This window comes from Pseudomonas sp. G7(2022) (assembly GCF_052660475.1).
The window spans coordinates 1171052-1184920 of the sequence record NZ_CP109659.1; the positions used below are offsets into that span (position 1 = coordinate 1171052).

General features: G+C 60.2%; 16 protein-coding genes. 13 read left to right on the forward strand and 3 right to left on the reverse strand.

What is annotated here, in order from left to right; translation table 11 throughout:
* Nucleotides 1–38: 38 nt before the first annotated feature.
* The 4 genes from NE357_RS05145 to purT all read left to right on the forward strand — a co-directional run bounded on the left by NE357_RS05145 (nucleotide 39) and on the right by purT (nucleotide 2589).
* Nucleotides 39–563 (forward strand): gamma carbonic anhydrase family protein, encoded by a 525-nt coding sequence (locus NE357_RS05145; RefSeq protein WP_007954617.1) that lies wholly within the window; start codon nucleotides 39–41, stop codon nucleotides 561–563.
* Nucleotides 560–775, forward strand: a complete 216-nt coding sequence (locus NE357_RS05150) for a DUF1289 domain-containing protein (protein WP_169428995.1) — start codon at nucleotides 560–562, stop codon at nucleotides 773–775. Before NE357_RS05145 ends, NE357_RS05150 begins: the two co-directional genes overlap by 4 nt.
* A 64-nt stretch (nucleotides 776–839) precedes the next feature.
* Nucleotides 840–1307 carry a preQ0 transporter gene (locus tag NE357_RS05155; protein WP_169428996.1) on the forward strand — a complete coding sequence of 156 codons (468 nt, stop codon included), beginning with the start codon at nucleotides 840–842 and terminating at the stop codon, nucleotides 1305–1307.
* A gap of 100 nt (nucleotides 1308–1407) precedes the next feature.
* A complete protein-coding gene (gene purT, locus NE357_RS05160) occupies nucleotides 1408–2589 on the forward strand; it encodes a formate-dependent phosphoribosylglycinamide formyltransferase (RefSeq protein WP_024011715.1) in 1182 nt (393 codons plus the stop codon).
* Nucleotides 2590–2636: 47 nt separating this feature from the next.
* On the opposite strand, the gene NE357_RS05165 is transcribed toward purT, so the two are convergent.
* From NE357_RS05165 to NE357_RS05175, 3 genes are all read right to left on the reverse strand, one after another.
* On the reverse strand, nucleotides 2637–3953 hold the full coding sequence (locus tag NE357_RS05165; protein WP_169428997.1) for an MFS transporter: 1317 nt from the start codon (nucleotides 3951–3953) through the stop codon (nucleotides 2637–2639).
* 234 nt (nucleotides 3954–4187) lie between these two features.
* Complete coding sequence (locus NE357_RS05170; RefSeq protein WP_169428998.1) at nucleotides 4188–5429, reverse strand: HlyC/CorC family transporter; 1242 nt, start codon at nucleotides 5427–5429, stop codon at nucleotides 4188–4190.
* Nucleotides 5430–5441: 12 nt separating this feature from the next.
* On the reverse strand, nucleotides 5442–6254 hold the full coding sequence (locus NE357_RS05175) for a cytochrome C assembly family protein (RefSeq protein WP_169428999.1): 813 nt from the start codon (nucleotides 6252–6254) through the stop codon (nucleotides 5442–5444).
* 209 nt (nucleotides 6255–6463) lie between these two features.
* Between NE357_RS05175 and ffh the strand changes: the two genes are divergently transcribed.
* The 9 genes from ffh to NE357_RS05220 all read left to right on the forward strand — a co-directional run bounded on the left by ffh (nucleotide 6464) and on the right by NE357_RS05220 (nucleotide 13807).
* On the forward strand, nucleotides 6464–7840 hold the full coding sequence (ffh, locus tag NE357_RS05180; RefSeq protein WP_169429000.1) for a signal recognition particle protein: 1377 nt from the start codon (nucleotides 6464–6466) through the stop codon (nucleotides 7838–7840).
* Nucleotides 7841–8088: 248 nt separating this feature from the next.
* Complete coding sequence (gene rpsP / locus NE357_RS05185) at nucleotides 8089–8340, forward strand: 30S ribosomal protein S16 (RefSeq protein WP_003185073.1); 252 nt, start codon at nucleotides 8089–8091, stop codon at nucleotides 8338–8340.
* Between the two features lie 5 nt (nucleotides 8341–8345).
* Nucleotides 8346–8882 (forward strand): ribosome maturation factor RimM, encoded by a 537-nt coding sequence (gene rimM, locus NE357_RS05190; protein WP_085711646.1) that lies wholly within the window; start codon nucleotides 8346–8348, stop codon nucleotides 8880–8882.
* 44 nt (nucleotides 8883–8926) lie between these two features.
* Nucleotides 8927–9637, forward strand: coding sequence for a tRNA (guanosine(37)-N1)-methyltransferase TrmD (gene trmD / locus NE357_RS05195; protein WP_240789116.1), 711 nt, complete (start codon nucleotides 8927–8929; stop codon nucleotides 9635–9637).
* A 45-nt stretch (nucleotides 9638–9682) separates the two neighbouring features.
* Complete coding sequence (gene rplS, locus NE357_RS05200) at nucleotides 9683–10033, forward strand: 50S ribosomal protein L19 (RefSeq protein WP_009047143.1); 351 nt, start codon at nucleotides 9683–9685, stop codon at nucleotides 10031–10033.
* Between the two features lie 91 nt (nucleotides 10034–10124).
* Nucleotides 10125–10538, forward strand: coding sequence for an acyl-CoA thioesterase (locus NE357_RS05205; RefSeq protein WP_169429001.1), 414 nt, complete (start codon nucleotides 10125–10127; stop codon nucleotides 10536–10538).
* Between the two features lie 61 nt (nucleotides 10539–10599).
* Complete coding sequence (gene xerD / locus NE357_RS05210; protein WP_169429002.1) at nucleotides 10600–11496, forward strand: site-specific tyrosine recombinase XerD; 897 nt, start codon at nucleotides 10600–10602, stop codon at nucleotides 11494–11496.
* A gap of 143 nt (nucleotides 11497–11639) precedes the next feature.
* A complete protein-coding gene (gene dsbC / locus NE357_RS05215; RefSeq protein WP_169429003.1) occupies nucleotides 11640–12371 on the forward strand; it encodes a bifunctional protein-disulfide isomerase/oxidoreductase DsbC in 732 nt (243 codons plus the stop codon).
* A 131-nt stretch (nucleotides 12372–12502) separates the two neighbouring features.
* Nucleotides 12503–13807 (forward strand): homoserine dehydrogenase, encoded by a 1305-nt coding sequence (locus tag NE357_RS05220; RefSeq protein ID WP_011332618.1) that lies wholly within the window; start codon nucleotides 12503–12505, stop codon nucleotides 13805–13807.
* The last annotated feature ends 62 nt before the right edge of the window (nucleotides 13808–13869 follow it).

The window sequence follows — 13869 nt, forward strand, 5'->3', positions numbered from 1 at the left end:
TCGAATGGCCAGCCATCGTGAGCCCTGAGGAAAACAAGATGAAATACCGCTTGGGCGACGCCCGCGTCGAAACCCATCCGCAGAGCTGGGTCGCCCCCAATGCCGTACTGGTGGGCAAGGTCAAGCTGGAGGAGGGCGCCAACGTCTGGTTCAACGCCGTGCTGCGCGGCGACAACGAATTGATCCTGATCGGCAAGAACAGCAACGTCCAGGACGGCACGGTGATGCACACCGACATGGGCTATCCGCTGACCATCGGCACTGGCGTGACCATCGGCCACAACGCGATGCTCCACGGCTGCACGGTCGGCGACTACAGTCTGATCGGCATCAACGCCGTCATCCTCAATGGCGCGAAGATCGGCAAAAACTGCATCATCGGTGCCAACTCGCTGATCGGCGAAGGCAAGGAAATTCCCGATGGTTCGCTGGTGATGGGCTCTCCGGGCAAGGTGGTGCGCGAACTGACCGAGCCGCAGAAGAAGATGCTCGAAGCCAGCGCCGCGCACTATGTGCATAACTCCCAGCGCTATGCGCGCGATCTGGTTGAGCAGGAAGAATGACGCCCCCCGAAAGACCCGTCGCTTCGCCGTGCGTGAGCATTTGTGCGCTGGACGAGGATGACATTTGCACCGGTTGCCAGCGTACGGTCGAGGAAATTACTCGCTGGAGCCGCATGACCAACGACGAGCGGCGCGTGGTGCTCGGGCTCTGTCATGAGCGGGCGAAGGCCAGCGGCCTGGTCTGGATGATCGGCAAAACGCCAGGGCAATAACCGATTTGATTGGCGTCATCGAAGGGCTGAAGTAACCTGTGCGCCAAATTGACAGGTCACGCCCATGCTCTTCCTCATCGCCTACATCAGCAGCGTCGTGCTGATCAACTTCGCCTTCTCCACCGCGCCCCACCTGGACATCATCTGGTCGGCCTGGGGCGGGCTGGTGTTCGTGCTGCGCGACATGGTGCAGATCCGTTTTGGCCACGGCGCGATTGTGGCGATGCTGGCGGCGCTGGTGCTGTCCTATGTCACGTCCGATCCGTCGATTGCGTTGGCCAGTGCCACGGCGTTCGCGGTCTCCGAGTGCATTGACTGGCTGGTGTTCACCATCACCAAGCGCCCGCTGCGCGACCGGTTGTGGATCAGCTCGGCGCTGAGCATTCCCCTCGACACCTTCATTTTCTTCGGCATGATCGACCTGCTGACGCCGCCAGTGCTCATCACTGCCCTGGCCTCGAAGTTTGCCGGTGTCACCGCTGTCTGGCTGATCATGACCTGGCGCGAGCGCAAACAGGCTGTCGCCGGCTGAAGCCAAACCCTCAGGTTCATGTAAAATGCCGCGTTTTCTCCCCATGGAAAGCGCGTCTGGCGTTGCTTTCCTCGATGATCCGCTTCTTTGAGGACCTGAGATGACCCGTATCGGAACTCCATTGTCGCCGACCGCGACCCGCGTATTGCTGTGTGGCTGTGGTGAGTTGGGCAAGGAAGTGGTGATCGAGCTGCAACGCCTGGGCGTTGAAGTGATCGCCGTTGACCGTTACGCCAATGCGCCGGCCATGCAGGTTGCTCATCGCAGCCACGTGATCAACATGCTCGACGGCGCCGCCCTGCGTGCAGTGATCGAAGCCGAGAAACCGCATTTCATCGTGCCGGAAATCGAAGCCATCGCCACTGCCACCCTGGTGGAGCTGGAAGCCGAAGGCTTCACCGTGATCCCGACCGCTCGCGCCGCTCAACTGACCATGAACCGCGAAGGCATCCGTCGCCTGGCCGCCGAAGAGCTGGACCTGCCGACTTCGCCGTACCACTTCGCCGACACCTTCGAGGATTACAGCAAGGCCGTTCAGGACCTGGGTTTCCCATGCGTCGTAAAACCGGTGATGAGTTCGTCGGGCAAGGGCCAGAGCCTGCTGCGCAGCGCCGATGACGTGCAGAAAGCCTGGGATTACGCCCAAGAGGGCGGTCGCGCCGGCAAAGGTCGCGTGATCATCGAAGGCTTCATCGATTTCGACTACGAAATCACTCTGCTGACCGTTCGACATATCGGCGGTACCACGTTCTGTGCTCCGGTCGGCCACCGCCAGGAGAAGGGCGACTACCAGGAGTCCTGGCAGCCACAGGCCATGAGCCCGATTGCTCTGGCTGAGTCCGAGCGCGTTGCCAAAGCGGTGACCGAGGCGTTGGGCGGCCGTGGTCTGTTCGGCGTCGAGCTGTTCATCAAGGGCGATCAGGTATGGTTCAGCGAAGTGTCGCCGCGTCCGCATGACACCGGTCTGGTGACCCTGATTTCCCAGGACCTGTCACAGTTCGCCCTGCACGCCCGGGCAATCCTTGGCTTGCCAGTGCCGCTGATCCGTCAGTTCGGTCCATCGGCTTCGGCGGTGATTCTGGTAGAAGGTCAGTCGACCCAGACGGCATTCGCCAACCTCGGCGCAGCACTGAGCGAACCGGATACCGCGTTGCGCCTGTTCGGCAAACCTGAGGTCAACGGCCAGCGTCGCATGGGCGTGGCCCTGGCGCGTGACGAGTCGATTGAAGCGGCTCGCGCCAAGGCGACCCGTGCTTCTCAGGCGGTCGTTGTAGAGCTGTAACCTCGCAAGCTGATCGCTCCCGCGTCGGGCGGGAGCGATCAGAGCCTTTACGACACCTGATTCAAATCGTTATTGCGCGTTTCCTTCAGGCACAGCACAGCGATCAAGCTGAGCACCGCGGCCGCAGACACATACCCGCCGACGTAACTCAAACCACCCATCGCCACCAGCTTCTGCGCGAAAAACGGCGCCGCCGAGGCCCCGACAATCCCGCCGAGGTTGTAGGCCGCCGATGCACCGGTATAACGGACGTGCGTCGGAAACAGTTCCGGCAGGAGCGCGCCCATCGGGGCGAACGTCACCCCCATCAGGAACAGCTCGATGCACAGGAACAGCGCCACGCCCCAGGTCGACCCCTGCGTCAGCAACGGCTCCATCAGAAAACCGGAAAGAATCGCCAGTACACCGCCGACGATCAATACGGGTTTGCGCCCGTAACGATCACTGGCCCAGGCCGACAATGGCGTGGCGGCCGCCATGAACAACACCGCGAAACACAGCAGTCCGAGGAATGTCTCGCGGCTGTAGCCCAGCGTCGACACGCCGTAGCTCAGGGAAAACACGGTCGAGATATAGAACAGTGCGTAGCAAACCACCATGGCGGCTGCGCCCAAGAGCGTCGGTGCCCAGTACTGGCTGAACAGCTCGACCAGCGGTACTTTCACCCGCTCCTGACGGGCGATGGCGTTGGCGAACACCGGGGTTTCGTGAAGCTTGAGGCGCACGTACAGCCCGACCATCACCAGCACCGCACTGAGCAAGAACGGAATCCGCCAGCCCCAACTGCGAAACTGTTCATCATCAAGGGTCATGGCGAGGGTCAGGAACAGGCCGTTGGCCGCCAGAAAGCCGATCGCAGGACCGAGCTGCGGGAACATGCCGAACCATGCCCGTTTGCCTTTCGGCGCGTTTTCGGTGGCCAGCAGCGCCGCGCCGCCCCATTCACCGCCCAATCCGAGACCCTGACCGAAGCGCAGCACACACAGCAGGATCGGCGCCCACGCCCCAATGCTGTCGTAACCCGGCAGTACGCCGATCAGCGTGGTGCAGACGCCCATCAGCAACAGCGAGGCCACGAGAGTCGACTTGCGCCCGATGCGGTCGCCGAAGTGGCCGAACAGCGCGGAACCCAGTGGACGGGCGAGAAAGGCGATGCCGAAGGTGAGGAATGCCGAGAGCATCTGTGCGGTGCCGGATGTCTGCGGAAAGAACACGGGCCCGATCACCAGTGCTGCGGCAGTGGCGTAGACGTAGAAGTCATAAAACTCGATAGCCGTGCCGATGAAGCTCGCGGTGGCCACCCGGGTGGCAGAGTTGGCCGGTTGGGCCGGCGCGGAGTCGCGGTAAGCGGTACTGGTCGTCATGCGGTGATCCCTGACAGTCATGAGCTCCATTGGAGCGAATTATTATGGTCGACTACCCGGGGATGTGGGATAGGGCGCGAGCGCTGTTTCAGGTAGGAACAGTCGTCGGTGTGCTGCGTAAAACGGCAATGAACCGGCCGGAACCTGTCAGGTGCGGGGTAAGCACGGGGGCGGCGGGGCTTGGGTAAGCGCCCTGATTATAGGAAGGTGGCTAACGATTGAACAAGCGGAGAACTAGCGGGCAGGTGCGAGCGCCGGTGCCGAGCTGGTGTGCCAGATGAGCACTTTGCTCACGCGGTTCTCCTCCGTTTCCAGAATCTCCAGGCGATAACGCCCGATCTTCAGGCAGACTGCGCTTTCCGGAATGGTTTCCAGCGCTTCGGTCACCAGGCCATTGAGGGTCCTGGGGCCATCGCTGGGCAGGTGCCAGCCCAGGCATTTGTTCAGCTCGCGGATCGAGGCGGCGCCGTCGATCACCATGCGTCCATCGGCCTGCGGGTGGATGTGCGGATTGTCGAGGCTGTGCTCGCTTTCGAATTCACCGACGATCTCTTCGAGAATGTCTTCCAGCGTGACAATCCCCAGCACTTCGCCGTACTCGTCCACCACCATGCCCAGACGCCGCTGTTGCTTGTGGAAATTCAGCAGTTGCAGTTGCAGCGGAGTGCTTTCCGGTACGAAATACGGCTCGTAGCTGGCGGCCAGCAGCGCTTCCCGGGTCAGGCTGTGATCGTCCAGCAAATGACGGAATTGCCGAGTGTTGAGGATCGCCTCGACCTGGTTGATGTCACTGTGGAAGACCGGTAGGCGGGTGCGCTTGTTGTGGCGCAACTGCTCAATGATTTCTTCGATGGGGTCATCGAGATTGATGCCGTCGACGTCACTGCGGGGCACCAGGATGTCGTTGACCGTGATGTTGTCCAGCGCGTGGATGCCGGAAACCGGGTGCGGTCGAGACGGATGTTCCGGGTCGTCATGGCGCTCAGGCGGGACGTCGTCTTCGCTCTGCTGCACGACCTGAGGCTTGCGCACCAGTGGGCGCATCAGCAAGCTGCTGATGCCGCTGAACAGCCATGCAAGCGGATAGATCACTTTCAGCGGTACTGCCAGCAACGTGTTGCCGAATGACAGCACGGCATCCGGATAGCGTTGTGCGAGAGTGCGCGGGAAGTAGTCGGCAAACACCAGCAATACGGCGCCGGCGCCCAGAGTGGCTGCCCAGGGGCCGTTCTCTTCACAAAGGAAAATCGCCAGCAGCGTGGCAAGTACCACGGCGAGGGCTCGACACAGGGTGTTGCACAGGATCAGGCTGTCGAGGGGAAAACCGAGCTTCGCCAGCGGTTTGTCGCTCGCACGCGAAGCAGTACGTTGTGCCAGCAGATGCTGTTGCGCAACTTCCACGGCGGTAAACAACCCCGACCAGAGAATCAGCAGGACAAATACCGCGAGCATCGGCCCTATGGGCAAACCGTCCATTTATGCCGCCCGTCAGATGTGCAGAATGTATTCACGGACCAGTTTGCTGCCGAAATACGCCAACATCAGCAGGCAGAAACCGGCGAGGGTCCAGCGGATCGCCTTGTGGCCGCGCCAGCCGAGGCGATTGCGGCCCCACAACAGCACGCTGAACACGACCCAGGCCAGGCAGGCCAGCAGAGTTTTGTGCACAAGATGCTGGGCAAACAGGTTCTCGACGAACAGCCAGCCGGAAATCAGCGACAGCGACAGCAGTGTCCAGCCGGCCCACAGGAAACCGAACAGCAGGCTTTCCATGGTCTGCAGCGGCGGAAAGTTCTTGATCAGCCCGGACGGGTGCTTGTTCTTGAGCTGGTGATCCTGCACCAGCAGCAGCAAGGCCTGGAACACGGCGATGGTGAACATGCCGTAGGCAAGAATCGACAGCAGGATATGCGCGAGGATGCCCGGCTCTTCGTCGATGATCTGCACGGTACCGGTCGGCGCGAACTGCGCCAGCAACACCGTGACCGCCCCCAGCGGGAACAGCAGGACCAGCAGGTTTTCCACCGGGATCCGCGAGCAGGCCAGTAGGGTCAGGGCGATGACTGCCGCGGCAATCAGGCTCGAAGCACTGAAGAAGTCCAGGCCCAGACCGATCGGCGTCAACAGATGAGTGAGCAGGCTGGCGCTGTGGGCCAGCACGGCGAGGACGCCAAGCGAGACCAGCAGGCGCTTGTTGGCCTTGGCACCGGTGGCCAGACGGGTGCCCTGATAGAGGGTCGCAGCGGCATAGAGAAGGGCGGCGGCGAGGGTGGTCAGCAAACTCGGTGACAAGGGGAGCATAAATCCTGTTAGGCAAGCCCGAAAGGGGCTGAGTTTGGCATAGAACAGTCGTCGCACGAAAGACCGGCAAGCTGACAGCGAGGTGTCCGCCAGACGCAGTCTTCGCTATAATCCGCGACCTGCCCACGCCGCAGGCTCGCCGAGTACATGTTGATTTCGGTCCGGGCCGCCATTATCCCGGTCTACACAGGGCCTGAAAGGATCGCGCAATGTTTGAAAACTTAACCGACCGTCTCTCGCAGACGCTGCGCCATGTCACCGGCAAGGCGAAACTGACTGAAGACAACATTAAAGACACCTTGCGCGAAGTGCGCATGGCGTTGCTTGAGGCCGATGTCGCCCTGCCGGTGGTCAAGGACTTCGTCAGCTCGGTCAAGGAACGCGCTGTCGGCACCGAGGTGTCGCGCAGCCTGACGCCGGGCCAGGCGTTCGTGAAGATCGTCCAGGCCGAACTCGAAAGCCTGATGGGCGCGGCCAACGAAGACTTGAACCTGAGTGCCGTGCCGCCCGCCGTCATCCTGATGGCCGGTCTGCAGGGCGCGGGTAAAACCACCACCGCCGGCAAACTGGCGCGCTTCCTTAAAGAGCGCAAGAAGAAGTCGGTCATGGTCGTGTCGGCGGACATCTATCGTCCTGCCGCTATCAAACAGCTGGAAACCCTGGCCAACGACATTGGCGTGACGTTTTTCCCGTCCGACCTGAGCCAGAAGCCGGTCGACATCGCCAATGCGGCTATTAAAGAAGCAAAACTGAAATTCATCGACGTGGTCATCGTCGATACCGCCGGTCGTCTGCACATCGACGAAGAGATGATGGGCGAGATCAAGGCGCTGCACGCCGCGATCAACCCGGTCGAAACCCTGTTCGTGGTCGATGCCATGACCGGTCAGGACGCCGCCAACACGGCCAAGGCCTTCGGCGATGCACTGCCGCTGACCGGCGTGATCCTGACCAAGGTCGACGGTGATGCCCGTGGCGGTGCTGCGCTGTCCGTTCGCGCGATCACCGGCAAGCCGATCAAGTTCATTGGTATGGGCGAGAAGAGCGAAGCGCTCGATCCGTTCCATCCTGAGCGGATCGCCTCGCGGATCCTCGGCATGGGCGACGTGCTCAGCCTGATCGAGCAGGCTGAAGCGACCCTCGACAAGGACAAGGCCGACAAACTGGCCAAGAAGCTGAAGAAGGGCAAGGGCTTCGACCTCGAAGACTTCCGCGATCAGCTGCAACAGATGAAGAACATGGGCGGCCTCGGCGGGCTCATGGACAAGCTGCCGAGCATCGGCGGCGTCAACCTGTCGCAGATGGGCAACGCCCAGAGCGCGGCAGAAAAGCAGTTCAAGCAGATGGAAGCCATCATCAACTCCATGACCCCGGCCGAGCGCCGCGACCCTGAGCTGATCAGCGGTTCGCGCAAGCGTCGGATTGCCATGGGTTCCGGCACCCAAGTGCAGGACATCGGTCGCTTGATCAAGCAGCACAAGCAGATGCAGAAAATGATGAAGAAGTTCTCCGCCAAGGGCGGAATGGCGAAAATGATGCGCGGCATGGGCGGAATGTTGCCCGGCGGCGGCATGCCGAAACTGTAAAAGAACTCGCCGGTCGTCGTACCGGCGCAGTCCCGCATGGAGGCGGGATTCACAGCAAACCCGCATTCGGCGGGAGCTGACAGGCCGTTTTCATTGACGGCTCTACCGCAAATCAGCACGGCATGCCATAGGCGCCGGAAAAAGTCATTTGCAAAAGTCCGGATATTCCTTAGAATATGCGGCCTTTCGGGCACCCATGCCCGCTGTGCATTTAGATTTGCAGCACCGACTACAGGAACGATGTTCACATGCTAACAATCCGTCTTGCCCTTGGCGGCTCCAAAAAGCGCCCGTTTTACCACCTGACCGTAACCGACTCCCGCAACCCGCGTGACGGTTCCCACAAAGAACAGGTTGGTTTCTTCAACCCTGTTGCCCGTGGTCAGGAAATTCGTCTGTCCGTGAACCAAGAGCGCGTAGCCTACTGGCTGAGCGTTGGTGCACAGCCATCTGAGCGTGTTGCTCAGTTGCTGAAGGAATCGGCTAAGGCTGCGGCCTGAGCAATATGAACGCGACGCCTGCTGTTGCCGATGATTTGATCGTTATTGGCAAAATTTATTCTGTTCACGGCGTTCGCGGCGAAGTGAAGGTTTATTCCTTTACTGATCCGACTGAAAACCTGTTGCAGTACAAAACCTGGACGCTAAAGCGCGAAGGCAATGTCAAACAGGTCGAGCTGGTCAGTGGACGCGGGAGCGACAAGTTCCTGGTCGCAAAGCTCAAGGGTCTTGATGATCGTGAAGAAGCTCGTCTTCTGGCCGGTTACGAGATCTGCGTGCCGCGCAGCCTGTTCGCTGAATTGACCGAAGGCGAGTACTACTGGTACCAGCTGGAAGGTCTGAAGGTCATCGATACGCTTGGGCAACTGCTCGGGAAAATCGATCATCTTCTGGAAACCGGCGCCAATGATGTAATGGTAGTCAAGCCTTGCGCTGGCAGCCTGGATGATCGCGAACGCCTGTTGCCCTATACGGAGCAATGCGTGTTGGCAGTCGACCTCGCAGCGGGCGAGATGAAGGTGGATTGGGACGCGGACTTCTAAGCGTGGCTAACTTGCGCGTAGAAGTGATCAGTTTGTTTCCCGAGATGTTTTCCGCCATCGGCGACTACGGCATCACCAGTCGAGCGGTCAAACAGGGGCTCTTGCAGCTGACCTGTTGGAATCCGCGGGATTACACGACGGATCGGCATCACACTGTGGACGATCGCCCGTTTGGCGGTGGTCCGGGCATGGTGATGAAGATCAAGCCCCTGGAAGATGCTCTGGTTCAGGCCAAGGCAGCAGCCGGGGAGGCGGCGAAGGTGATTTACCTGTCCCCCCAAGGCCGTCAACTGACTCAGTCGGCGGTACGCGAACTGGCGAAATCGGATGCATTGATCCTGATTGCCGGTCGCTATGAAGGCATTGACGAGCGATTTATTGATGCTCATGTCGATGAAGAGTGGTCGATTGGGGACTATGTCCTGTCTGGCGGCGAGCTGCCGGCGATGGTCCTGATAGATGCGGTTACACGACTGCTGCCCGGAGCTTTAGGGCATGCGGACTCCGCGGAGGAAGATTCCTTTACGGATGGTTTGCTGGATTGCCCGCACTACACACGACCGGAGGTGTATGCGGATCAGCGTGTTCCCGACGTATTGCTAAGTGGCAATCACGCACACATCCGGCGTTGGCGTTTACAGCAGTCCCTTGGTCGGACCTATGAACGACGCGCCGATCTTCTGGAAAGCCGCTCGCTTTCTGGAGAAGAGAAGAAGCTGCTCGAGGAATACATCCGCGAGCGGGACGATAGTTAACAACGTATCGATGGTAGATCAGACGATTTACCTTAGGAGCACAGCATGACCAACAAAATCATCCTTGCACTCGAAGCAGAGCAGATGACCAAAGAAATCCCTGCCTTTGCCCCAGGCGACACCATTGTCGTTCAGGTGAAAGTGAAGGAAGGCGATCGTTCCCGTCTGCAAGCGTTCGAAGGCGTTGTAATCGCCAAGCGTAACCGCGGCGTGAACAGTGCGTTCACCGTTCGTAAAATCTCCAACGGTGTTGGCGTAGAACGCACTTTCCAGACCTACTCCCCGCAGATCGACAGCATGGCTGTCAAACGTCGCGGTGACGTACGTAAAGCCAAGCTGTACTACCTGCGCGACCTGTCGGGTAAAGCAGCTCGCATCAAGGAAAAACTGGCTTAAGTCCAGCTTCCGATGCAGAAAAAAGCAGCCTACGGGCTGCTTTTTTGTTGTCCGCCATTTATCCACTGCATGATTGCTTCAGGCCGTACCCATGACATCTCGCGAGCAAGAAATCGAACGCCGTACCGAACTCTCGGTGACCCGCGTGACCAAGGCTGTTTTCCCGCCGACGACCAACCACCACAACACCCTGTTCGGCGGCACTGCGCTGGCCTGGATGGACGAAGTGTCCTTCATCACTGCCACACGGTTTTGCCGTTTGCCGCTGGTGACGGTGTCGACCGATCGCATCGACTTCAATCACGCGATTGCTGCCGGTTCCATCGTCGAACTGGTCGGTCGAGTGATTAAAGTCGGTAATACCAGCCTCAAGGTCGAGGTGGAGGTCTTCGTTGAAAGCATGAGCTGCGATGGTCGCGAAAAGGCGATTCACGGGCAGTTCAGCTTCGTCGCGATTGATGACGACAAGCGCCCGGTGCCGGTGTTGCCAGGTTTTGCCGCCTGACGGTTTCGTGAGTGGGCGGGCTATGAAAGACTGTCCGCCTCCCTGTCTTGCCTGAGCTTTTATGTCCGCCATCGACCACCCGCTGATTGACCAGTTTCTCGACGCCTTATGGTTGGAAAAAGGTCTTTCCGACAATACTCGCGACGCCTATCGCAGTGATCTCGCATTGTTCAACGGCTGGCTGCAGGAGAAAAATCTCGAGCTGATCAACGCCGGTCGTGAGTTGATCCTCGATCACCTGGCCTGGCGTCTGGAACAAAACTACAAACCCCGTTCCACCGCGCGATTCCTCTCCGGTGTGCGTGGCTTTTATCGCTACCTGTTGCGGGAAAAACTGATTTCGGTCGATCCGACCTTGCGCGTGGATATGCCGCAACTCGGTCGGCCATTGCCCAAATCACTTTCGGAAGCCGACGTCGAAGCGTTGCTCAAGGCTCCAGACCTGAGTGAAGCCATCGGCCAGCGTGACCGCGCCATGCTCGAAGTCCTTTATGCCTGCGGCCTGCGCGTGACCGAGCTGATCAGCCTGACCCTGGAACAGGTCAATCTGCGTCAGGGCGTGTTGCGGGTGATGGGCAAGGGCAGCAAGGAACGGCTGGTGCCGATGGGCGAGGAAGCGATTGTCTGGGTTGAGCGTTACCTGCGCGATGGCCGCGGCGAGCTGCTCGGCGGGCGTCCCAGCGATGTGTTGTTTCCCAGCCAGCGCGGCGAACAGATGACTCGCCAGACCTTCTGGCACCGCATCAAGCATCAGGCCAAGGTCGCCGGGATCGGCAAGTCGCTGTCGCCGCATACTCTGCGTCACGCGTTTGCCACACACTTGCTCAACCATGGCGCCGACTTGCGGGTGGTGCAGATGTTGCTGGGTCACAGCGACCTGTCGACCACACAGATCTACACTCACGTCGCCCGGGCGCGGTTGCAGGATCTGCATGCCAAACATCACCCGCGAGGCTGAGCGCATTCTGTCTTGCGACAGGCGCATTCGGTCACGCGAGCCTTATGTGGTAGGCTTTGCCGGTTTGCACGATGGACGGTTATGACCCGGTGTTCCGGCACGGGCGTTCTGATCGTTCCATTTGTCCGCCTTCAGGAGTTCTCATGCGTCTGACCCAGATTTTCGCCGCCGCAGCCATTGCGTTGGTCAGCACCTTTGCCGTCGCCGATGACGCGGCTGACAAAGCCATCCGCCAGAGCCTGGAAAACCTCCAGCTCGACGTTCCGGTGGACACCATCACCGCCAGCCCGCTGCCGGGCCTTTACGAAGTCAAGCTCAAGGGCAGCCGTGTGCTCTACGCCAGCGCCGATGGCCAGTACATCGTTCAGGGCAACATGTTCCAGCTCAAGGACGGCAAACCGGTCAACCTGACCGAGAAAACCGAACGACTGGGCATTTCCAAACTGATCAACGGGATTCCGGTCGCCGAGACCGTCGTCTATCCGGCCGTGGGTGAAACCAAGTCGCACATCACCGTATTCACCGACACTACGTGCCCGTATTGCCACAAGTTGCACGCCGAAGTGCCGGAGCTGAACAAGCGCGGCATCGAAGTGCGTTACGTGGCGTTCCCGCGTCAGGGGCTGGGCTCGCCGGGTGACGAACAGCTGCAAGCCGTGTGGTGCTCGAAAGACAAGAAAGCCGCCATGGACAAAATGGTCGATGGCAAGGAAATCAAGGCCGCCAAGTGCGATAACCCGGTTTCCAGGCAGTTCGCCCTCGGTCAGTCGATTGGCGTGAACGGCACGCCGGCCATCGTTTTGGCTGACGGACAAGTCATTCCGGGCTACCAGCCTGCGCCACAAGTCGCCAAACTGGCGCTGGGCGCGAAGTAATTCGCATCGTCACGCGCAGGCGTGACGAGCGTGGCCCGGCGGCAACATGGCCGGGCCATCAATAGAGAGCCGCGATTGCGCGGTTGTTTTCACGGCCGGCCTCGCGTCGGCCGTTTTATGGGGAGTTCACAGTGAAACCGGTCAAAGTAGGCATCTGTGGGTTAGGGACCGTCGGTGGCGGTACCTTCAACGTACTTCAGCGTAACGCCGAGGAAATTGCTCGTCGTGCCGGGCGTGGAATCGAAGTGGCACAAATTGCCATGCGCACGCCAAAGCCTCAGTTCCAGACGACCGGTATTGCGATTACCAACGATGTCTTCGAAGTGGCCACGAACCCTGAGATCGACATCGTCATAGAGCTGATGGGCGGCTACACCGTTGCCCGCGAGCTGGTACTCAAGGCCATCGAGAATGGCAAGCATGTGGTCACCGCGAACAAGGCTCTGATTGCCGTTCACGGTAATGAAATTTTCGCCAAGGCCCGCGAGAAAGGCGTGATCGTGGCATTCGAAGCGGCGGTAGCCGGCGGCATTCCGGTGATCAAGGCGATCCGTGAAGGCCTGTCTGCCAACCGTATCAACTGGGTCGCCGGCATCATCAACGGCACCGGCAACTTCATCCTCACCGAAATGCGCGAGAAGGGTCGCACCTTCGAGGACGTACTGGCCGAGGCGCAAGCGCTGGGCTACGCCGAAGCCGATCCGACCTTCGATGTCGAAGGCATCGACGCCGCGCACAAGCTGACAATCCTGGCGTCCATCGCATTCGGTGTCCCGCTGCAGTTCGACAAGGCCTACACCGAAGGCATCACCAAGCTGACTACCGCCGACGTGAACTATGCCGAAGCGCTGGGTTACCGCATCAAGCACCTGGGCGTGGCACGCAGCACGGCGGCCGGCATCGAGTTGCGCGTACACCCGACGCTGATCCCGGCCGATCGTCTGATCGCCAACGTCAACGGCGTGATGAACGCGGTGATGGTCAACGGTGACGCTGCCGGTTCGACCCTGTTCTACGGCGCTGGCGCCGGCATGGAGCCGACCGCTTCGTCGGTGATCGCCGATCTGGTGGACGTGGTTCGCGCCATGACCAGCGATCCGGAAAACCGCGTGCCGCACCTGGCCTTCCAGCCGGACTCGCTGTCGGCCCATCCGATTCTGCCGATCGAAGCCTGCGAAAGCGCCTACTACCTGCGCATTCAGGCCAAGGACCACCCGGGCGTACTCGCTCAGGTGGCGAGCATCCTCTCGGAGCGCGGCATCAACATCGAGTCGATCATGCAGAAGGAAGTCGAGGAACACGACGGCCTGGTGCCGATGATCCTGCTGACCCACCGCGTGCTGGAACAGCACATCAACGATGCGATCGCCGCCCTCGAAGCGCTGGCGGGTGTGGTCGGTCCGGTTGTGCGGATCCGCGTCGAGCACTTGAACTAAGCCGATCTCCTTCACCGGCCCCGCCAGCGGGGCCGGTGTCGTGAACACTGTCCATTGGAGTC

Bases quoted from the DNA above. Each gene is read 5' to 3' on its own strand.
- purT (WP_024011715.1), top strand. From the start codon at position 1,408: ATGACCCGTATCGGAACTCCATTGTCGCCGACCGCGACCCGCGTATTG.
- ffh (WP_169429000.1), top strand. From the start codon at position 6,464: ATGTTTGAAAACTTAACCGACCGTCTCTCGCAGACGCTGCGCCATGTC.
- rplS (WP_009047143.1), top strand. From the start codon at position 9,683: ATGACCAACAAAATCATCCTTGCACTCGAAGCAGAGCAGATGACCAAA.
- NE357_RS05175 (WP_169428999.1), bottom strand. From the start codon at position 6,254: ATGCTCCCCTTGTCACCGAGTTTGCTGACCACCCTCGCCGCCGCCCTT.
- NE357_RS05150 (WP_169428995.1), top strand. From the start codon at position 560: ATGACGCCCCCCGAAAGACCCGTCGCTTCGCCGTGCGTGAGCATTTGT.
- NE357_RS05145 (WP_007954617.1), top strand. From the start codon at position 39: ATGAAATACCGCTTGGGCGACGCCCGCGTCGAAACCCATCCGCAGAGC.
- trmD (WP_240789116.1), top strand. From the start codon at position 8,927: ATGTTTTCCGCCATCGGCGACTACGGCATCACCAGTCGAGCGGTCAAA.
- NE357_RS05165 (WP_169428997.1), bottom strand. From the start codon at position 3,953: ATGACGACCAGTACCGCTTACCGCGACTCCGCGCCGGCCCAACCGGCC.
- NE357_RS05170 (WP_169428998.1), bottom strand. From the start codon at position 5,429: ATGGACGGTTTGCCCATAGGGCCGATGCTCGCGGTATTTGTCCTGCTG.
- rpsP (WP_003185073.1), top strand. From the start codon at position 8,089: ATGCTAACAATCCGTCTTGCCCTTGGCGGCTCCAAAAAGCGCCCGTTT.
- rimM (WP_085711646.1), top strand. From the start codon at position 8,346: ATGAACGCGACGCCTGCTGTTGCCGATGATTTGATCGTTATTGGCAAA.
- xerD (WP_169429002.1), top strand. From the start codon at position 10,600: ATGTCCGCCATCGACCACCCGCTGATTGACCAGTTTCTCGACGCCTTA.
- dsbC (WP_169429003.1), top strand. From the start codon at position 11,640: ATGCGTCTGACCCAGATTTTCGCCGCCGCAGCCATTGCGTTGGTCAGC.
- NE357_RS05205 (WP_169429001.1), top strand. From the start codon at position 10,125: ATGACATCTCGCGAGCAAGAAATCGAACGCCGTACCGAACTCTCGGTG.
- NE357_RS05155 (WP_169428996.1), top strand. From the start codon at position 840: ATGCTCTTCCTCATCGCCTACATCAGCAGCGTCGTGCTGATCAACTTC.